Genomic DNA, 19623 nt, shown 5'->3' with positions numbered 1-19623 from the left:
TCGCGCACCCCTGCATGCCCGCGCCCGAGCTCTCCGGCTACCAGATCGGCGCGGCACTGCATCAGTCCCGTGTGCGTTCGGTCTTCGAGGCGATACGCCTCGAAGACAATGCACCCCTGATCATCAAGACGCTTTCAGCCGAGTATCCCGGCAAGCAAAGCGTTGCCGAGTTGCTGCGCGAGTTCCAGGTTACGCTGCGCTTGCAGCCGGTTGAAGGCGTCATCCGCGTACATGGTCTGGAGCCGCACGGAAACGGGAACCTGGCGGTCGTATTCGAGCGTTTCGGCCACCCGCTCGCCCATCGGATCGCTTCGCAGCGCGGCGCCGACGTGCCACTGGATCTGTTCTTCGACGTCGCGATCCACGTGGCAGAGACGATTGGCCATGTGCACGAATTCGATGTCGTCCACAAGAACATCCAGCCCCACAGCATTCTGCTGAACGACGCGGGCGCAATCCGGCTGATCGACTTCGGCATCTGTTCCGAGCTCTCGCGCGAGCGGCCCAACTATGCGCATTCCCGGCGTATAGAAGGCGTGCTGCCGTACATTTCGCCCGAGCAGACCGGGCGCATGAACCGCGATCTGGACTACCGCTCCGACTTCTATTCCCTGGGCGTCACGCTCTACGAACTGCTGACTGGTACGTTGCCCTTTCAGGCATCGTCAACGCTCGAATGGGTACATGCCCACATCAGCGCGGCGCCCCGCTCGCCGAGCGATGTGCGGCCTGGCATACCGGACGCGGTGTCGGCAATCGTACTGAAGCTGCTCGCAAAGAATGCGGAGGATCGCTACCAGAGCAGCTACGGATTGATCGCCGACCTGCAACGCTGCCAGCGCGCCTTGTCGCAGACCGGTTCGGTGCCCAGCTTCGCCTTGGGCGAACGCGACGTCTCACGCAAGTTCCAGATCCCGCAGAAGCTCTACGGCCGCGAACCGGAACTTGCAACGCTGCTCGCCCTGTTTGAGCATGTGGCGACAGGCGCCACCGAGTTCTGCATGGTGTCCGGCTACTCGGGCATCGGCAAATCGGCGCTGGTCAATGAGATCGCCAAGCCGCTCGTGCGGCGCAACGGCTATCTGATCCAGGGCAAGTTCGACCAGTTCCATCGCAGCACCCCTTACTCGGCCGTCGGGCTGGCGCTGCGCAGTCTGGTGCCGCAGTTGCTGGCCGAGCCGGAAGCGCGCACCGCAGCGCTGCGCGAGCGGATTCTCGCCGCGGTGGCGCCAAACGCGCGGCTACTGACCGATCTGATGCCGGAGCTCGAACGCATCATCGGCCCGCAACCCGCCGTGCCGGAGCTACCGCCCACCGAGGCGCAAAACCGTTTCCAGATCGCGCTGCTCAACTTTATCCGTGCGATCACGGCCGAGCAGCCGCTCGTGATCTTCCTCGACGACCTGCAGTTCAGCGACGCATCGTCGTTGAACCTGATCCGGTGGCTCGCAAGCGCGCGCGAGCTGACCCGATTGCTGTTCATCGGCGCCTACCGTAGCAATGAAGTCGACGTGGGTCACCCGCTGCGGCTTGCGCTCAACGAGGTCGAAGAATCCCGCACGATCCACGAATTGCCGCTGCGCCCCCTGGAGCAAGCATCGGTGGAGCTGCTCGTGGCCGACACGCTGGGTTGTGCGCCGGCCGACAGCGCCCCGCTCGCCGCGTTGCTACACGACAAGGCACAAGGCAACCCGTTCTTCCTTACCGAGATGCTGCGGACACTGGAGCAATCTCGCGCGATCCGCTTCGCGCCGGAGATTGGTCGCTGGCGCTGGGACATGGCCGCCGTGCAGCAGAGCGGGCTCAGCGGGAACGTGGTCGACCTCGTCGTTGCCAACCTGCGCAAGCTGGCACCCGATACCCAGCGTGTGCTGCAGCTCGCCGCCTGCATTGGCAGCCGCTTTGACCTGCGAACCCTAGCGGTGATCCACCAGCGATCAATGGATGCGACCAGTGCGGCATTGATGCCCGCACTCAAGCGCCACATGGTGATTCCGCTGCAGGATGACTACAGGCTCTTCGGCGCCGCTGGCGCGGGCGAAATCCCCGCTGACGACGCCGCGGCGCTGAACCCGGTCTACCGCTTCCAGCACGACCGCGTGCAACAGGCCGCCTACGCGCTGATCGACGAAGACCAGAAGCAGGCCGTGCACCTCTCGGTCGGCAGGCTGATCCTGCAGCACGCCGATGCCGACGAGCGCGACGCTCGCCTGATCGACATCGCGGACCACCTCAACGAAGGTCGCCGACTGATCGACGATCCCGCCGAACGCCTCACGCTGGCGCGCCTGAACCTGGCGGCAGGCATCAAGGCGCAACGATCCTCAGCCTACGAGTCGGCGCTCGAGTATCTGCGCATCGGCCAATCGCTGCTGCCGCAGGACGCGTGGGACAGCGAATACGAACTGGCGAAGGCGCTTGCGTCCGAGTTGCAGCAATGTGCCTACCTCACCGCGCGCTACGACGAGGCCGAAGCCGGCATCGAACAGCTGCTCGCGCGTGCCCGCACCGCGCTCGAGAAGGCGGACATCCTCTCGATGCGCACGCGGCAATACGCGACCACCGGGAAGATGACCGAGTCGATCCGCGCCGCCATCATGGGGCTCTCGCTCCTCGGCATGCGCATCACGGACAACCCGGATCGGGCCGCCATCCAGCGTGAAAAAGCGGCGGTCAAACGCAACCTGGGCGGGCGACCGATTGCATCGCTGATCGACGCCCCACCGCTGACCGACCCGGCAAAGAAGGTCGCGATCCGCTTGCTGATGGAGATCTTCCCCGCCGCCTTCCTCTCCGGCAGCGGGAACCTGTTCCCCTTCCTCGTGCTGAAGTCGGTGAACATCTCGCTGCAGAGCGGCAACAGCCCGGAGGCCGCGTTCGCTTACGCCGCCTACGGCATGTTGCTGTGTGGCGTGCTGGACGACCCGGCGACGGGTTACGCGTACGGCCAGCTCGCCGTGGCGATGAACGATCGCTTCGATGACATCACGCTCAAGTCGCGCGTGCTGTACGTCTACACGATGTTCGTGCACCACTGGAGCCAGCACTGGTCCAGCATGACGCCCTGGTTCCGGCGCGGGATCGAATCCGGATATCAATCCGGTGACCTGCTCTACCTTGCCTACAGCGCGCAGGACTGCATCATCTGGGACCCCAAGCTCGACCTCGAAACGGCCGAGCAGGAACACGCGGACTTCCTCAGCATCGTGCGCGATTGCGCGTACCAGGACTCGCTCGACTCCGGCACGCTGTTCCTGCAAATGCAGCGCAATTTCCTTGGCCGCACCGAAGCGCTGTGTTCGATGAACGACCCAGGCTTCGACGAGCAGCGCTGCCTTGAAGGCATGTTGCAGCGTCGCTTCATGACCGGTGTGGCGAACTACCACATCTACAAGGTCGAGATCTGCTGCCTGTACGGTGAGTACACCGAAGCGCTCAAGCATGTGCGGGCGCAGGACAAGCTGATGGCCTCGGCGATGTCGCTGCCGCAGTTGGTGCGATTCCAGATTGCCGCATTCATCACGCTGGCGAGCCTCGTTCCCCAGATGGATGAGACCGAACAGCGCGAAACGCTCAAACGCCTGCGCGCGGATCTGCGTCGCATGGCCCGCTGGGCCGGGCATTGCCCCGATAACTTCCTGCACCTGCAGCACTTGATGGAAGCGGAACTCGCGCGACTCGATGGCCGCAACGAGTTGGCACTCCGGCGCTACGAGCAGGCCGCGGACGCCGCCCACGCAAGCGGCTTCCGGCGGGATGAGGCGATGGCCAACGAACGTGCCGCGCGGCATCTGCTTGCGATCAATCGGCGCAAGGCCGCCGAGGGCTATCTGAGCGCCGCACGGCATCTGTACCAACGCTGGGGCGCGCATCGCAAGGTAGCGCACCTGGAAAGCGAGTTCCCTCAGTTACGCGGCTGGCACGCTGCGCCGGGCCCACTGCCCAGCGCGGGCAACCCGCCGTCGGACAGTAGCGAGGAGTCGCCAGAAGCCGGTGCGCTCGACATCGCGTCCGTCATGAAAGCCTCGCAAGCGATCTCTGGCGAGATCGTGCTCGAACGGCTGCTCAGCACGACGATGCGCATCATGCTTGAGAACGCGGGCGGCCAGCGTGGCTGCTTTGTGGTTCGACACGATGGCCAACTCGTCATGGAAGGCGCCTGCGAAGCCGGCAAGGACGAAGTGCAGGCAGCGCGCGCCATTGACGCCGCCGACACCGCGCTGCCACTGCCGATGTCGATCATCTATCAGGTGATGCACACCCAGCAGGCGATCGTGCTTGCCGACGCGACCGCACCCGGCCACTTCGCACGTGACGCATACCTGCTCGCCCACAAGCCCCGCTCGGTACTCTGCGTACCGCTGCTGCGCCAGGGCAAGTTCGAGGGGGTGATCTACATGGAGAACCGGCTCGCAGCCGGCGTATTCACGGAAGACCGGATCGAGATCCTGAAACTGCTCGCCGCCCAGGCGTCGATCTCGATGGAAAACGCGCGGCTGTACGCGTCGCAACTTCACCTGGTTGAAGCGCAGCGTCGCTTTGTCCCCAGCCAGTTCCTCGAAAGCCTGAACCGCCGGGACATCGCACAGGTTGACCTCGGCGAACACGTCGCGAAGAACATGAGCGTGATGTTCGCCGACCTGCGCGGTTTCACGCCGCTCGCAGAGCGCCTCGACCCACGTACCGTCATCGCCCTGCTCAACCGATTCTTCGTCAGCATGGAGTCGCCGATCACGCATTCCGGTGGCTTCATCGACTCGTTCGCCGGCGACGAAATCAAGGCATTGTTCGATACTGCTTCGGACGCCGCGGTGCACGCCGGTATCGACATGTGGCGGGCGCTGGAAGCCTTCAATGAACGCTCTATCGCCGCCGACCAACCAACCTTGCAAATGGGGGTCGGCATCAATAGCGGGCCCGTAGTGCTGGGCACCGTTGGTGGGCACGACCGCATCCAGTGTTCGGTGATTGGCGACACGGTGAATCTCGCCTCGCGCATCGAGCAACTCACCAAGGTCTACCACGCGCGCTTGCTGATCGGCGAGCAGACCTACCTGAGCCTCGCGCGCCCCGATTCAATTGAAACCCGCCTGGTGGACCGCGTCGCCGTGAAGGGAAAAAGCCTCCCTGTAGCGCTCTACCAGGTCATCGACGCCGAGGTGGAGGCCCAGCGTGACGCCCTCCTCGCCACCCGCGACATGCTGCGAACCGCGATGTCGCTCTACTACGCACGGCAATTCGACGCGGCGCTAGCGGCCTTCAAAACCATTGCCGCCCACACGCCAGACGATACGGTGCCGCAGCTATTCATCGCGCGATGCGAACGCTACCTCCAGGAAGCCCCGGCACCCGAGTGGCAGGGTGTCGAGAAGCTCATGCACAAGTGAATCCGCAGCCGCCTCGAGCGGGTTATCAAATGCCAGGCGACACGGGCGCACATCCGAAACACGGCGAATAGCTGCTACCACCCTTCTGCTGGCAGCGCTGCTTTGCCTGGTCAAAGGTGTACATCGGCGCGATCTTCACCGGGTCGAAACACAGATCCATCTGCGCCAGCGCACAGATCGTGAGGCGGTCGTTCGGGTCCGGCGGGTTGGGAGCGCCGTCGCCATTGGGCGCGCCGAACCAGCGCATGCAGGCAGCCTCCTTCGCGGCCTGCGGGTCGAAGGCTTTGCCGTGTGCGACCGCGTCTGCGTAAAGGCTCAGCCAGGTCGCGGCGACAAGGTCTTCGGCCTCGTACTTCTGAATGTTCGGGATCTTCGAGGGATCGCCGGTGCACTGGCCGGTCACCCCCGCAGCGATCATGTGGTTGGCGATCATGTAGGGGGTTTGCTTCGGACTGTCCGGGTTCAGGCGCACGAGCCCCACCTGCAGCACCTCTACCGTGGGGGAGCCGTTCTGATCCTTCGGCAGCAGCGCCTTGTAGCGGGTACGGAACCAGCCCGGCGCCTGCGGATCGTAGAGCGGCGAACCGCACACCAGCAGCGGTAGCGTCAGCGGGTTGGATGCGTTCGCTGGCGGGTTGAGCATCAGCTCCAGCATCGACCGCACGTAGGTGAGGCCATGCTTCTCGTCGTCGAAGAACTGCGATGTCAGGTTGATCGGAAAGTAGTCGTTGGGGTATTCGCTCTCCCCCGAACCGGGCGCGGCGATCGGGTTCACATCCAGGATCGAGTGATACAAGCTCGTCTCCTGGATGCCGACGCAAGTGAGTAGCTGCGCCCAGCGTCGCAGCGTCATGTTGTTGAGGTAGTCCGCAGTGCGGTACGCGACGATCGGCGGGTAGTGCATCAGGGATACGGCGCGCTGATTGGCGATCGGCATGCCAAGCGGCAGACAGGGCAACCATTCCGAGGGGCCATCACTGCGATTCACCGGGAAGCCGGCCATCGGATTCCAGGCGGGTGTGCGCTTGCAAGCGTCCGCCCCCTTGAGCGCGAGGCCAAAGTGGGCCTCATCGAGCATCGCGATATGCATCGCCTTGAACTGCTCGGCCTGTGACTCGAAGCCGGGCATTGGGTCAAAGCGTATGCGGTACCCCGCCTCGCCGCGAATGACCTTCAGCGAGTCCGGCTTGATAGCGATCCCGTCCTGCGCGAGGGAACTCGCGGTGAAGTGCGCGATCACTTCTGCGAAGGTCTTCAGACCCACGTCCGGTTTGAGCAACAAGGGATTCGGATACAGCTTTTCCTGGTAGCCGCGGCGGCCCGGCAGCAAATACTCGATCATGGTTCTTGTCTCTCTGTCTGTTTTGGGGTGGCGATCGGCTGCTGCGCACATGAACACGCCACGCGCACGCAGGACCGTTGCAGTCTATGTACCCCCACGGGCGCCCGCCAGTACATTTTCACGTTGACGCATGTCACTGACGCGAAAAGGGTTTTTAACCTGCCCTGCATGCCTTCTGCCCCTCATCACTTACGGCGCGAAGCCCCGCATTCCCGTACAATCCGCCCCCTCATGCGAGCTGAAGCCCCCTCCCTTCTCGACTACCCGCGCCACCGCAAACTGAAGCGTCGCGCGCCCTTCCTGCCGATGTCGCGTGCCGAGATGGACGCGCTGGGCTGGGACGTGTGCGACATCATCCTGGTGACCGGCGACGCCTACATCGACCACCCGAGCTTCGGCATGGCGCTGATCGGTCGCGCGCTGGAGGCGCAGGGCTTCCGCGTCGGCATCATCGCGCAGCCGGACTGGACCTCGGCCGAGCCCTTCCGGGCGCTGGGCCGCCCGGCGCTGTTCTTTGGCGTGACCGCCGGGAACATGGATTCGATGATCAACCGCTACACCGCGGACCGGAAGATCCGCTCGGACGACGCCTACACGCCGCACGGCGAGGCTGGCAAGCGCCCGGACCGCGCCGTGACCGTGTATGCCCAGCGCGCCCGCGAGGCCTATCCCGACGCGAACATCGTGATCGGGTCGATCGAAGCGAGCCTGCGCCGCATCGCGCACTACGACTACTGGTCGGACAAGGTGCGCCGCTCGGTGCTGCCGGATTCGAAAGCCGACCTGCTGCTCTTCGGCAGCGCCGAACGCGCAGTCATCGACCTTGCGCATCGCCTCGCCGCCGGTGAGGCGATCGAGAACATCCGCGACCTGCGCGGCACCGCCTTCATGGTCAAGCGCGGTTGGAAGCCGGCGGAAGACTGGGTCGAGCAGGACTCGACCGATCTGGACCGCCCCGGCCGCATCGACCCGCACCCCGATCCCTACGCGATGGAGCCGCAGCAGACGGCCAGCGCACCGAACGCCGATGGTTCGATGCCGGTGCGCATCGTGCCGGCGGCCGAGCGCGTCGCGGCCCGCAAGGCGCAGCGCGCCAAAACGGTGATCCGCCTGCCGGCCTTCGAGCAGGTGAAGGACGATGCGGTGCTGTACGCGCATACCTCTCGCGTGTTCCACCTCGAATCCAACCCCGGCAACGCGCGTGCGCTGGTGCAAGGGCATGGGGACCGCGACGTGTGGCTCAACCCGCCGCCGGTGCCGCTCACCACCGAGGAGATGGACTGGGTCTTCGATCAGCCCTACGCCCGCGCGCCGCACCCGGTGTATGGCGATGCGCACATCCCGGCGTGGGAGATGATCCGTTTCTCGATCAACATCATGCGCGGCTGCTTCGGCGGCTGCACCTTCTGCTCGATCACCGAGCACGAGGGTCGCATCATCCAGAGCCGCTCGCACGAATCGATCCTCAAGGAAATCGAGGAGATCCGCGACAAGATCCCGGAGTTCCGCGGCCACATCACCGATCTTGGCGGCCCGACGGCCAACATGTACCGCATGGCCTGCAAGGACCCGAAGATCGAGTCCTCGTGCCGGCGCCTCTCATGCGTGTACCCCGGCATCTGCGAGAACCTGAACACCGACCACTCGTCGCTCATCGAGCTCTACCGCAAGGCGCGGCGGATTCCGGGCGTCAAGAAGATCACCATCGGTTCGGGCCTGCGTTACGACCTCGCGGTGCGCTCGCCGGAGTACGTGAAGGAGCTGGTGACGCACCACGTCAGCGGGCTTCTGAAGATTGCGCCGGAGCACACCGAAGAGAACACGCTGTCGAAGATGATGAAGCCGGGCATCGGCACCTACGACAAGTTCAAGCGCCTGTTCGACAAGTTCTCGAAGGAGGCCGGCAAGAAGCAGCACCTCGTGCCCTACTTCATCGCCGCCCACCCCGGCACCACCGACGAGGACATGCTGAACCTCGCGCTGTGGTTGAAGGCCAACGACTTCCGCCCGGACCAGGTGCAGACCTTCACGCCGACGCCGCTGGCGATGGCGACCGCGATGTACCACACGCGCAGGAACCCCTTGCGCAAGGTCAGTCGCGATTCGGAGATCGTCGAGACCGCTCGCTCCGGTGTGCAGCGCAAGCTGCACAAGGCGTTGCTGCGTTACCACGACCCGGCCGGACATGAGCTGATCCGCGAGTACCTGCATTCGATCGGGCGCGACGACCTGATCGGCAACGGCCCGCACCACCTGGTGCCGCGCGCTGCGCCAGCGCGCCTGCAACGCGCCGGCCTGAAGCCGCGGGGCAACGATTTCGTGCACGCCATTACCCCGAACGGGCGTGGCAAGCCGGCTACGCCGCCCGCAGCCAAAGCCGGCGGGCGCTCAGCGCAAAAAGCGCCACCCAAAGCGCAAACAGCGCGCAATGCACCGCGCAACAAGCAAGGACGTCCACGCTGATTCCATTTCGTTTCTGGAAATGAGCTCTACGAACACTGCCAATAACCCCTGTCTGGATTGCGGCGCGTGCTGCGCGCACTTCCGAGTCTCGTTCTACTGGTCAGAGGCCGAAGCCGGCGGCTTGCCGGCTTCGCTCACCGAAAAGATCAACCCATTCTTCGCCTGCATGGCGGGCACCAACAACCCGGCAGCCCCCCGCTGTGTTGCGCTGCGCGGAACCATTGGCGAGCAAGTCGCCTGCACGGTCTACGCGCAACGCCCTTCCGCCTGCAAGGAAGTCGAGGCCGGCGACGACAAGTGCAACCGCGCACGCGGGCGCTACGGCCTCAACCCCTTGCCCAGACAGGAAAAACAGACTGCCAACGCGGCCTGAGCTTGCGGTATCGTTGTCGGCCCCCGACTGAACCGCAACATGAAAAACGACGCTCCGCTTTCTCCGTCCGTGCTGAAGGACGACATCCTCGAAGCCATCGCCGCCCACGGCGGTGTGCGCACCTTTCCGGCTCATTCAGTTCTGATCAACGAGGAAGACGAAACCGACTCGATCTTCATCCTGCTCTCGGGCCGGGTGAAGGTGTTCGGCGCATCTGCGCAAGGCCGCGAGGTGATCTACAACACCCTCGGGCCGGGCGAGTACTTCGGCGAGATGTCGCTGGACGGTGGCCCGCGCTCCGCATCGGTGATGACGCTTGAACCCACCACCTGCGTCGTGGTGGCCGGCAGCAAGGTGCGCGACTTTCTCGGCAAGCACCCGGACTTTGCGTTGCACCTGATCCGCAAGTTGATCGGGCTTGTACGCCACTCCACCGACAACGTAAAAAGCCTCGCGCTGGACGATGTGTATAGCCGCGTCGCGCGCCTGCTGAACGACCGCGCCCGTGAAGTTGATGGTCGCCTGATGGTGGCCGACAGACTGACCCAGCAGGACATCGCGGACCACGTAGGCTCGTCGCGCGAGATGATCAGCCGTATCTTCAAGCAGCTCACCACCGGTGGCTACATCGCACTGGAAGGCAAGCAGATCGTTCTCTTGAAAAAGCTGCCTGCGGGCTGGTAACAGTCGCTTCGCGGCGCCCTTGTGAAAATGTCACAGGGCGCATGCGACAAGCTGCGAGGAAGTAACAAAGCGGTTTCCCTAAAGTCTCTCCATGCCAAGCGCACCGAAAGAACGGTGCAAGGGCACCCGGTAAATCCCCCCGACCGAGGAGAGCATCATGCAAGCCACCCTGCGCGAAGCAACGACTTACAGCATCCACGCCTACCCGGCCCATCTGATCAACTCGATTTCGCTGCGTCGCGGCCGCCGCGCCACGCTGCGCCCGGTGCTGCCGCAAGACGCGCCGCTGGAACAGAAGTTCGTCGCCACCCTGTCGCAAGGGGCTCGCTTCAACCGCTTCCACGGCAACCTCTGTGGCCTGAGCGAGAAGGTGGCGGCACAGATCACCTGCATCGACTACGTGCACCAGATGGGCTTCGTCGTCACGCTGCCGGAAGGCGACGAGGAAGTCGTGATTGCCGACGCCTGCTACGTGTTGAGCGACGACGGCGACACCGCCGAATTCGCGATCGCGGTATCGGACACCTGGCAGCGCCAAGGCCTCGGCAGCCAGTTGATCGACGCGCTGTGCGATGCCGCCCGCCGCGGGGGCGCCCGCTGGCTGTACGGTGAAGTGCTCGCCTCCAACACCAGCATGCTTGGGCTGATGATTCGTTGCGGCTTCACGGTACGCCCGCACCCCGGTGACGAGCGCCTCGTGCGGGTTGAGCGCAGCGTGACTGGCCCGGCCAAAACGCGCCGCACAGCGCGCCGGCCGAACCGCCTGCTCGCAGCGCTGAACCACGCCCTGCCGCGTTGGCTGCAGCGCGTGCAAGGCATCACCGCAAGTCCGACGCCGAGCGGGCGCAGTTATGAACGCCAGTTGCTCGGCCGCGTCATGTGAATGGACGCACGCGCCCCACGAAAAGGCCGCCTCCGGGCGGCTTTGTCGTTCACCCGGCGGCGTGTGAATAAGTCACAAAATCCGAGCGACTTGCTCCTGCGATCCGTTTTCCGCGCCCGTCTAAAGTTTGTTCCATGCCGAAGCGACACCGCAAAGGCGAATCAGAGCAGACCACCGAAAACGGGAGAACCCCATGAAAGTCCACGCACACCGCACGGCAAAGACCACCGTCCATGCCTACCCGGCCGAGCTGATCGAGGCAATCACCCTCAAGGACGACCAGCAAGCCGCGCCGCAAGGCGCCCCCGCTCGCGGCCTGGCAGCCGCCCGCTTCGCGCGCTGCGACAGCCACACTGGCGAACAGCCGGCTGCCACCACCGACGCACTGATCTGCCTCGATGCCACGGACCAGATGGGCTTCGTCATCACCGCGTTCGACGGAGATCGCGAGATCGTGGTCGCCGAAGCCTGCTACGTGATCGCCGACGACGGCGACAGCGCCGAGTTCGCCTTGTCCGTCACCGAAGGCTGGCGCGGCCGTGGCTTCGGCAAGCAACTGATGGCCGCGCTCTGCAGCGCGACGCGGCAAGCCGGGGTGAAGCGCCTGATCGGTGAAGTGCCGGTCGGTAACGGCGCCATGCTCGCGCTGATGCTGCGTTGCGGGTTCTCAGTGCGCCCGCAGGCGGACGACGATCGTTACCTGCGTGTCGAGCGCCGCCTCGTCACCGCCCAGCCGGGCGGCCAGACCGGCACAGCACGCCGGGCCCAAACAAGCTCGCACATGTTCGAGACGATCCAGCACGCCTGGCCGCAGTGGCTCTTGCCCACGCGTTTCGCGTTCTGAGCCGATTTCGGTAGTCGCACTTTGCCCAGCGAAGGAGCTGATCATGAGACTGCATGCCACCCTGCCGCATATCGAAGCGCCCATCGCGCTGCACGACCATGACACGCTGATCCGGGCGATTGCGACGATCCGCAGCAACCTGGCTGCGCTGGCGCCGCACTGGCCGCGCAACCTGGACGAGGAACGAAGCTACTTCCTCTCGCAGGCGATCAACCACGAAGACCTCGAACTGCGTATCCGGGCCTGGGATGCCTGGCAAGCGCGGATACACACGATGCCACCTGCGCTCTAATCCAAACCACCGATTGCAAACGCCGGCCGGGCCAGACAGCCCGCCGGCGTTTGCCTTTTCAGCGGGAAGAATCGCGGATGTGAATTGGTCACATAAACGGCGCGACAAGCGACATCGTCGCTCCCGCGACAGAGTCCTAAAGTGGTCTCACGTTGATGACCCCCACCAACGACAAGAACATCAGGAGACCACCATGAAACCCAATCGCCTCGACGACCAGCTGAATTCCATCCTCGTTGCAGCCTTCATCGGCATGAGCGTATTCACCGCCGCAGACGTGCTTGGCGGCGCGAGCTTTGGCCGCCAGCTCAACAACCTGCCCCAAACCACCGCGCAAACTCACACACCGTCGAAGAGCGTAGCCCACACCGGCCGCGGCGTAACCGTGGTGGCAGCACGCTAACGACGTGTCGCCTGCATCAGCGCCAGCGGCTCGGCACCAAACTCGGCCAGCACCTGCTGCGCATGCGCATAGCCCTGCTCGACGATCTGGTCGAACTTGCTCCACTGCAGCAAGCCGACCCGTTCGAGCGGGGGGTTGAAGTAGAGGTCGGTGCGCCGTTGCGCATCCCGCTGGCGCGACATGCTGTACAAAATCGTCACGTTCATCAGGTAGGCCGATAGCGAAGGCAGGCGATAGCGGCGCCGGCTCCGCGGCACCAGCCGATCGCGCAACAGCGCCCAGGTACCCGGCACCTCGTCGAAATCCATTCGACGCGGCTTCTTGAAGTTGAGATCAATCCCGATCACCTTGCCTACCCCGCGCATGCCCTGCATCACATCGACCGGGAAGTTGTTGAAGGTGCCGCCGTCGCACAGCAAATCGCCGTCGATGATCACGGGCGGCAAGGCACCGGGAATCGAGATGCTCGCGCGCAGCGATTTCTCCAGCTTGCCGTGGTGCAGCGGCTGCTCGCGCGCCTGCGAATAGTTGGTGGCGACACAGAAGTAGTTCTTCCACAAATCTTCGATATCAATCTCGCGCCCGAAGAGTTCGTCCATCGCGCCCTTGATGATGCCGCGCAGACGTTGCCCCTTGATCAGCGAGAGCATCGGCAACCAGTTGAAGTCGCTGGTCGGATTGGTGCGGAAAGCCTTGCGGGCAACCTCGATCGCTCGCGGCAGGGGCTGGTCACATGCCACCAGCGTTGCCATCACGGCGCCGATGCTGGTGCCGCCCACGTAGTCGATCTCCACGCCACGTTCCTGCAGCGCCTTGACGATGCCGAGGTGGGCGAAGCCACGGGCACCCCCACCCGCCAGTACGAGGCCAATCGCCGCTCGGCACTGGATGCGCGCCAGGCGCCCGATATCGCGGTCCAGCGCCGGACGAATATGCACATGGTCGGCCACAGCACGTCGCGCCAACCAGTGTCTCGTCCCCGCCGGGCAGGCTTGATCGGCTGGGTGCAAGAGCACGAGTACCTCTGCTGCCTCCGCGTGTTTGGGACGGTTTGCGAGGCAATGCGATTCGATCGGATGAATTGCGGGCGCCTGAGTGGCGTCGGCAAACAGCAGAATCTCGTCACAGTGCCGGCTGCAGCGCTGCGTCCACGGCGTCGGCGTGGGGTCGCTGAGCAAAAGCACGAAGTCATTGGCGGCCTCAATCTCGTCGAGCAGCAGCGCGATCCGCCGGTTGAGCTCGGCATCCTCAGCGCCGCCGTTCGCAGCACCCGGTTGCCCCAGCTCGCGGTCGATCGCCGCGGCGTCAACCAGCCGTACCTTGCCGTAAAGGCTCATGGCTTCGGCCAAGCGCACACCCAGGCCGGCGAGATCAATGCCATCGGTGATCGGAAATAGCCCGATCGTGACCGGCAAGGCGAGCAGATTGCGCTGATGCTCGGTCTGCAGACGACTGATGATCTGCCGCGTCAGTGCCATCGACACCTGCGGACTGTGCGCCAGCAGCGCGTGGAATTGGGACTTGTCGAGCCGCACCAGCACCGAGTCGCGAATGGCCACCACCGTCGCCGAGCGCGGCGCATCGGTGTAGAGGCTCATCTCGCCGATGATCTGCCCTCGCCCCATTTCGCGCACCATGCGGGGCGCGCCGTCGTCGCCATGGACATAGGCCCGTAAGCGCCCGCTCACCGACAGGTACATCGCATCGCCCGGATCGCCCTGCCTGATCAGCGTCTCGCCGCCCGCCACTTCCACCCACTCCAGCTGTGACAAGAGCAAGCTCAACGCCGCAGGCTCGATCTCGCCAAGGAAGTCGTTGAGATAGCGAACCAACAACGGATCGAGATGGGGCGAACGGGCAGATGTCTGACTCATTGGGTGGCCTCAGTCCTGCCGCAGCGGGTGCACGACAGATTGGTGGGTACGGATGGATCGGGACATCAAAAGCCGTCGGAGCGCGCCGGTTTCAAACGCGTAGCGCTCCGATGTGCCGCAAACAATATCGGCAAAAGATCGGCAGCGGTCAAACGCTTTGCACGGTAAGCAGCGATCGAACCGGACGGCTCGAAAATCGGCGCTGCGAGCCATTCCGCGCCCGCCCGCCGCGTGCTAGCGTGCGCCATCTCAGCGCAAACCCGGCCGCCACATCCGGCTGCCCTCCCCCCTCGTTTGCCCGGTTCTGCATCCACCCACTCGAGGAGGCCAACGCCATGAACGAAATCATCCCAACGCTGCAAACCGTGACGCTGTCGCTGGATTCCGGCATTGCGCGCATCACGCTGAATCGCCCGGACAAGCTCAATGCCCTCAATGACGAGATGTGGCGCGAATTGCGCGAGGCGTTCACCTGGGCCGACCGCACCTCTGCGGCACGGGTCGTGATCCTCAGCGGGAATGGCCGCGCGTTTTCCACCGGCATTGACTTGGCGATGCTCGCCGGCCTGCGCGAACGTATCCGCCACGCCGATCTGGCGCGCAGCCAGGAACTGCTGCGGGCGTTGATTCTCGATCTGCAGGATTGCGTCAGCAGCATCGAACGCTGCCGCAAGCCGGTAATAGCAGCGATTCACGGGCCCTGCATCGGCGGCGCCGTGGACATCATCAGCGCCTGCGACATGCGTTACGCCAGCGCCAACGCGATCTTCTCGGTCCGCGAGATCGACATCGGCATGGCGGCTGATGTCGGCACGCTGCAACGTCTGCCGCGCATCATCCCGGACGGCATCGCGCGCGAGCTGGCCTACACCGGCCGCAACGTGCTCGCCGAAGAAGCCAAGGAATTCGGCCTCGTGAACCGCGTGTTCGACACGCCCGATCAGTTGCTCGAAGGCGTGGCCGAAGTGGCCGCGGCGGTCGCAGCAAAGTCGCCGCTGGCGATCCGCGGCGTGAAGGAAATGCTCAACTACGGACGCGACCATACGATCGAGGATGGCCTGCGCTACGTCGCCACCTGGAACGCGTCGGCACTGCTCTCCGAAGACCTGCAAGAAAGCGCCGCGGCGATGATGCAGAAGCGCGCCCCCAGCTACCGGGACTAGCCCAAAAAATAGACGCACGGCGCCCCGCGTAACTGGCAATTCGCGCGGGGCGGACCAGAATGAAACGGGGAGTCGTGTTCATTCAAGGGGAGCCATCATGCGTCGATCACTCATTGCTGTCGCAGTCGGCAGCGCACTGCTCGCGCTTGCCGGAAATGCCGGTGCGCAAGGCAAGGCAAGCAAGACCACCCAGGTCGTCAAACCGCCGATCGCACAAGCCTGGATCGATGTCGCCACCTTTTCCGGAATGATGGGCGGCATGCCGGGCGCCAGTGTGATGGAAGGGCTCTCCGGCCTCTTTGGTGGCAAGAAGGATGGCGGCAACCGCTTCGGCATGACCCAGGCTGGCAGCAGCGGCCGATGGCTGGATGTGACCTTGGCCACGCGCAAGAACCCGTCACTCACCGAAGCCCTGCAGTCGGTACCGACCGGAAGCAAGCTCGCGCCAACGCTGGCCCTCGTGGCAACGCCACCGGACAAGCCCAAGGCGGTGCCGGAATCGGACGACGAAGTGAGTGAACCGGAGCCGATGGAGCGCCCGAAGGGCAAGATCTACTTCTATTGGGGCTGCGGCGAAACGGTGCGCAGCGGGCAACCCAAGGTGCTCGACATGAGCAAGGCGTCGCCGACCGACTTTGCCAAATTCTTCCAGGCACGGCGTGCCACGCAGCGCGGCGCTCACCAGGGTGCCGGCAAGCCGGTATGGCCAAACGCGCGTGACACGCGAAAAGTACCTGAGGGCGCGTCGCTGGTTGGCGAACACGCTTTCAGCGGCGACGGCGTACCGGAAAGCTTCCGCTTCCCGATCGGCGCGCAGCAGGACTTCATGCCGGCCATTGACCTGAAACAGCGCGACAGCGGTAACGCCACCCAGCTTGAGTGGACCGCATTGCCAACGGCGCGCGCCTACTTCCTCTCAGCGATGGGCGCCCGCGGCGAGCAGGAAATGGTGTTCTGGTCGTCCAGCGAGGTACCGGAAACGGGCTTTGGCCTGATGGACTACCAGACCAACCCTGCCGTCGACCGCTGGCTCGGCGAGAAGGTGCTGCTCCCCCCCAGCACGCAGAAATGCGCGATCCCGAAGGAGGTGTTCGGCGACAAGGGCGCGATGCTGCGGATGATCGCCTACGGCAACGAGGCCTCGGTCGCCTACCCACCGCGCCCGAGCGATCCGAAGATCGCATGGGAACCGGAGTGGTCCGCGCGGATCCGGGTCAAATCCGTCGCGAATACGATGCTGGGCATGCCTGGCATGGGTGACGCGATGCGCGGCGAAGAGTCGGGCCAGAAGCCTCAGCAGCAAAGCCCCGGCGCGCTCGATCTGCTCAAGGGGATTCTGGGCCGCTAAGCGTGCCGGCGACCTGAGCCAGTTCGCGATCCCATCCGAAGCGTTCGAGCAGACGCTGGTAGTCACCGCTCACCTCCGCGCGCAGGGCGAGCGGCTGCCCGCTGCGCGGGTGCTGCAGCGTCATCGCGGCGCAGTGCAGCAGCAGCCGCGCGCAGCCGAGTTGCTCGGCGAACATGCGGTTGTGCCGCCCCTTGCCGTAGGTGGCGTCGCCGATCACTGGATGCGAGATGTGCTTGAGATGGCGCCGGATCTGGTGCCGTCGGCCCGTCTCGGGCGCCAGTTCAAGCCACGCATAGCGGCTGGTGGGGTGCCGATCGTCGGGGACCGGTAGTTCGATCGTGGCGAGGCGCCGGAATGCTGTGCGGGCCTCCTGAGGTGGCGCCAGGCCGTCGATCGGCAGCTCGTACTCGTCACGTACGATCTTAAGCGGATGTTCAATCACCCCCGACTCCGCCGGCCAGCCGCGCACCACCGCGACGTAGCGTTTCTCCACCGCCCGCGTTTCGAACTGTGCCGCCAGCGCCGCGGCCGTTTCGCGCTCGAATGCAAACACCAGCACGCCGGAGGTGCCCTTGTCGAGCCGGTGCACCGGAATCACGCGGCGGCCGATCTGGTCGCGCAGGAGCTGCACCGCGAAGCGGGTCTCGTGGCGATCCAGCATCGAACGGTGCACGAGGAGACCGGGCGGTTTGTCGATTGCGACGAGGTCATCGTCCAGGTGAAGCAGCTTGAGCATGCAGGTAACACTCGGATACAGAGTTCGGATGTTACGGCAGCAACAAGCCTTGTCGGTGCCCGGCGCAGGCGGGATACTCGACACATCACAATCCGCGGAGGCCCATGCCATGAACGCAGACTTACCGACGCTGGCCCGCCGAGCGGCGATTGGCCTTGTAGCGACGCTCATGTTGGCCGGCTGTGCATCGACCCGGCTGACGAGTGCCTGGCGCGACAGTGACTACGCCGGCCCGCCGCTCAAGAAACTGGTCGTGATCGGCGTTTCGGACGAAATCGCGGCCCGCCGTGTTTTCGAGGACGACTTCGCCAAGGCTCTGTCCGATGCCGGTGTCGAAGCGATCCCGGGCTATCGCCTGCTGCCCGACAAACCGCAGCGCAATGTTGAAGAGATGCGCGAAGCCGTCGCCAAAAGCGGTGCCGACGGCATTCTGGTGGCGCGCGCCTTGCGGGTGGAGAAACGTACCCAGTATTCGCCCGGCACGATGACAATGATGCCCGCCTACGGTTATGGCTACCGCAGCTTCTGGGGCTACTACGGCGCGGGCGCAATGATCAGCGAACCACGCCTCTACCAGTACGATGTGGTGACGATAGAGACCAACCTGTGGCCCGCGCCGGAAGGCAAAGTCATGTGGTCCGGACTAAGCGAGACGACCGATCCGGCCAGCATCCAGAAATCAACCGCCGAACTGGCGAAGATCGTAATCGGTGCCCTCAAGGAGCAGCGGCTTATCGTAGGCGGCACTCCCAACAAGTAAGCCTGCACTCTCCGCCCACAAACAAGGCGCCACCGTGGCGCCTTGTTCGCTTGTGGCGCCCGGTATAATCCGCCCGCGCGGTCTGAGTACCGCACCGAAGCAAGATCCCAACGCGTAAACCCCGGCGCATGGCCCCGTGCCGAGGTGGTTTTTCTGGAGCCAACATGCTGACCCATTTCCGTCGCCACGCCCTGCGTGGTCTGGCGGCGTTCGCCTTTGCGGCGCTCGCCCTCCCCGCCTTCGCTCAGATGAAGGAACTCAAGGTTTCGGCCATCCCGGACGAAGCGCCCACCGAACTGCAGCGCAAGTTCGCGCCGCTCGGCAAGTATCTCGAGAAAGAAATCGGCATTCCGGTGAGTTTCGTGCCGGTTACCGACTACGCCGGCGTTGTGGAAGCGCTGGCAGCCAAACGCATCGACATGGCGTGGCTGGGTGGCTTTACCTTCGTGCAAGCGAAGCTGCGCACCGGCGGCACTGCAATTCCGCTGGTGCAGCGCGCGGAAGACGAGAAGTTCACCAGCCGTTTCATCACTGCGGACCCGGCGATCAAGTCCTTCGCTGACCTCAAGGGCAAGACCTTCGCGTTCGGCTCGGCCTCGTCGACGTCCGGCCACCTGATGCCGCGCTACTTCCTGCTGCAGGCCGGCCTCACGCCGGAGAAGGATTTCAAGACCGTCGCGTTCTCCGGCGCGCATGACGCCACCGTGGCCTTCGTGGCCTCGGGCCGCGCAGACGCAGGCGTGCTGAACGCTTCGGTGTGGGACAAGCTGGTCGAGAGCGGCAAGGTTGATACCAGCAAGGTGCGCGTGTTCACCACCACGCCAGCCTACTTTGACTACAACTGGACAGTGCGCGGTGACCTTGATCCGGCAGTCATGAAGAAACTGCGTGACGCCTTCCTCAAGCTCGATCCGACCAACCCGGAGCACAAGGAAATCATGGCGCTGCAACGCGCCACCCGCTTCGTGCCGACAAAACCAGAGAACTACCACAGCATCGAACAGGCCGCCCAGGCCGCTGGTCTGCTGCGCTAACGCCCTGCCCCGTCCCGGCCGCGTTCACCGCGGCCGG

The 19623-nt window shown here is 64.5% G+C and carries 15 protein-coding genes; 12 read left to right on the top strand and 3 right to left on the bottom strand.

Features of this window, described 5'->3' with window-relative positions; genetic code table 11:
* The first annotated feature begins 14 nt into the window (after window positions 1-14).
* Window positions 15-5387, top strand: a complete 5373-nt coding sequence (locus HH302_RS05710) for an AAA family ATPase (RefSeq protein WP_172199406.1) — start codon at window positions 15-17, stop codon at window positions 5385-5387.
* Window positions 5388-5412: 25 nt separating this feature from the next.
* Here the strand turns inward: HH302_RS05710 and HH302_RS05705 are convergent, their stop codons facing one another.
* A complete protein-coding gene (locus HH302_RS05705) occupies window positions 5413-6729 on the bottom strand; it encodes a hypothetical protein (RefSeq protein WP_172199403.1) in 1317 nt (438 codons plus the stop codon).
* A gap of 306 nt (window positions 6730-7035) precedes the next feature.
* Here HH302_RS05705 and HH302_RS05700 point away from each other — a divergent pair, with 306 nt between their 5' ends.
* The 7 genes from HH302_RS05700 (at window position 7036) to HH302_RS05670 (ending at window position 12671) form a co-directional block, all read left to right on the top strand.
* Window positions 7036-9192, top strand: coding sequence for a YgiQ family radical SAM protein (locus tag HH302_RS05700; RefSeq protein ID WP_216661822.1), 2157 nt, complete (start codon window positions 7036-7038; stop codon window positions 9190-9192).
* Between the two features lie 19 nt (window positions 9193-9211).
* A complete protein-coding gene (locus tag HH302_RS05695) occupies window positions 9212-9565 on the top strand; it encodes a YkgJ family cysteine cluster protein (RefSeq protein ID WP_172199397.1) in 354 nt (117 codons plus the stop codon).
* Window positions 9566-9604: 39 nt separating this feature from the next.
* Window positions 9605-10249 (top strand): Crp/Fnr family transcriptional regulator, encoded by a 645-nt coding sequence (locus HH302_RS05690; protein WP_172199394.1) that lies wholly within the window; start codon window positions 9605-9607, stop codon window positions 10247-10249.
* Between the two features lie 157 nt (window positions 10250-10406).
* Window positions 10407-11132, top strand: coding sequence for a GNAT family N-acetyltransferase (locus HH302_RS05685; protein ID WP_172199391.1), 726 nt, complete (start codon window positions 10407-10409; stop codon window positions 11130-11132).
* A 193-nt stretch (window positions 11133-11325) separates the two neighbouring features.
* Window positions 11326-11976: a GNAT family N-acetyltransferase gene (locus HH302_RS05680; protein ID WP_172199388.1), complete on the top strand. Its 651-nt coding sequence runs from the start codon at window positions 11326-11328 to the stop codon at window positions 11974-11976.
* 43 nt (window positions 11977-12019) lie between these two features.
* A complete protein-coding gene (locus tag HH302_RS05675; RefSeq protein WP_172199385.1) occupies window positions 12020-12268 on the top strand; it encodes a hypothetical protein in 249 nt (82 codons plus the stop codon).
* Between the two features lie 193 nt (window positions 12269-12461).
* Entirely contained in the window at window positions 12462-12671 is a 210-nt protein-coding gene (locus tag HH302_RS05670; RefSeq protein WP_172199382.1) for a hypothetical protein, read from the top strand.
* On the opposite strand, the gene HH302_RS05665 is transcribed toward HH302_RS05670, so the two are convergent.
* A complete protein-coding gene (locus tag HH302_RS05665; protein ID WP_172199379.1) occupies window positions 12668-14545 on the bottom strand; it encodes a patatin-like phospholipase family protein in 1878 nt (625 codons plus the stop codon). The genes HH302_RS05670 and HH302_RS05665 overlap by 4 nt on opposite strands.
* 335 nt (window positions 14546-14880) lie before the next feature.
* On the opposite strand from HH302_RS05665, the gene HH302_RS05660 reads away from it, so the two are divergent.
* Both HH302_RS05660 and HH302_RS05655 read left to right on the top strand, forming a co-directional pair.
* Entirely contained in the window at window positions 14881-15708 is an 828-nt protein-coding gene (locus HH302_RS05660) for a crotonase/enoyl-CoA hydratase family protein (protein ID WP_172199376.1), read from the top strand.
* 97 nt (window positions 15709-15805) lie between these two features.
* Window positions 15806-17056 carry a hypothetical protein gene (locus HH302_RS05655; RefSeq protein WP_172199373.1) on the top strand — a complete coding sequence of 417 codons (1251 nt, stop codon included), beginning with the start codon at window positions 15806-15808 and terminating at the stop codon, window positions 17054-17056.
* Here HH302_RS05655 and HH302_RS05650 read toward each other — a convergent pair.
* Window positions 17034-17792 (bottom strand): pseudouridine synthase, encoded by a 759-nt coding sequence (locus tag HH302_RS05650; RefSeq protein WP_172199370.1) that lies wholly within the window; start codon window positions 17790-17792, stop codon window positions 17034-17036. The genes HH302_RS05655 and HH302_RS05650 overlap by 23 nt on opposite strands.
* Between HH302_RS05650 and HH302_RS05645 the strand changes: the two genes are divergently transcribed.
* Window positions 17785-18552: a hypothetical protein gene (locus HH302_RS05645; RefSeq protein ID WP_172199367.1), complete on the top strand. Its 768-nt coding sequence runs from the start codon at window positions 17785-17787 to the stop codon at window positions 18550-18552. The two genes, HH302_RS05650 and HH302_RS05645, sit on opposite strands and share 8 nt — an antisense overlap.
* A gap of 164 nt (window positions 18553-18716) precedes the next feature.
* Entirely contained in the window at window positions 18717-19586 is an 870-nt protein-coding gene (locus tag HH302_RS05640; RefSeq protein WP_172199364.1) for a putative selenate ABC transporter substrate-binding protein, read from the top strand.
* Window positions 19587-19623 lie beyond the last annotated feature (37 nt).

Origin of the sequence: Niveibacterium sp. COAC-50, assembly GCF_013184235.1 — a bacterium.
Taxonomy (GTDB): Bacteria; Pseudomonadota; Gammaproteobacteria; order Burkholderiales; family Rhodocyclaceae; genus Niveibacterium; species Niveibacterium microcysteis.
The sequence above is the reverse complement of the archived record's forward strand: the minus strand, read 5'-3'. Positions and strand labels throughout refer to the sequence as shown.

Bases quoted from the DNA above. Each gene is read 5' to 3' on its own strand.
- HH302_RS05710 (WP_172199406.1), top strand. From the start codon at position 15: ATGCCCGCGCCCGAGCTCTCCGGCTACCAGATCGGCGCGGCACTGCAT.
- HH302_RS05705 (WP_172199403.1), bottom strand. From the start codon at position 6,729: ATGATCGAGTATTTGCTGCCGGGCCGCCGCGGCTACCAGGAAAAGCTG.
- HH302_RS05700 (WP_216661822.1), top strand. From the start codon at position 7,036: ATGTCGCGTGCCGAGATGGACGCGCTGGGCTGGGACGTGTGCGACATC.
- HH302_RS05695 (WP_172199397.1), top strand. From the start codon at position 9,212: ATGAGCTCTACGAACACTGCCAATAACCCCTGTCTGGATTGCGGCGCG.
- HH302_RS05690 (WP_172199394.1), top strand. From the start codon at position 9,605: ATGAAAAACGACGCTCCGCTTTCTCCGTCCGTGCTGAAGGACGACATC.
- HH302_RS05685 (WP_172199391.1), top strand. From the start codon at position 10,407: ATGCAAGCCACCCTGCGCGAAGCAACGACTTACAGCATCCACGCCTAC.
- HH302_RS05680 (WP_172199388.1), top strand. From the start codon at position 11,326: ATGAAAGTCCACGCACACCGCACGGCAAAGACCACCGTCCATGCCTAC.
- HH302_RS05675 (WP_172199385.1), top strand. From the start codon at position 12,020: ATGAGACTGCATGCCACCCTGCCGCATATCGAAGCGCCCATCGCGCTG.
- HH302_RS05670 (WP_172199382.1), top strand. From the start codon at position 12,462: ATGAAACCCAATCGCCTCGACGACCAGCTGAATTCCATCCTCGTTGCA.
- HH302_RS05665 (WP_172199379.1), bottom strand. From the start codon at position 14,545: ATGAGTCAGACATCTGCCCGTTCGCCCCATCTCGATCCGTTGTTGGTT.
- HH302_RS05660 (WP_172199376.1), top strand. From the start codon at position 14,881: ATGAACGAAATCATCCCAACGCTGCAAACCGTGACGCTGTCGCTGGAT.
- HH302_RS05655 (WP_172199373.1), top strand. From the start codon at position 15,806: ATGCGTCGATCACTCATTGCTGTCGCAGTCGGCAGCGCACTGCTCGCG.
- HH302_RS05650 (WP_172199370.1), bottom strand. From the start codon at position 17,792: ATGCTCAAGCTGCTTCACCTGGACGATGACCTCGTCGCAATCGACAAA.
- HH302_RS05640 (WP_172199364.1), top strand. From the start codon at position 18,717: ATGCTGACCCATTTCCGTCGCCACGCCCTGCGTGGTCTGGCGGCGTTC.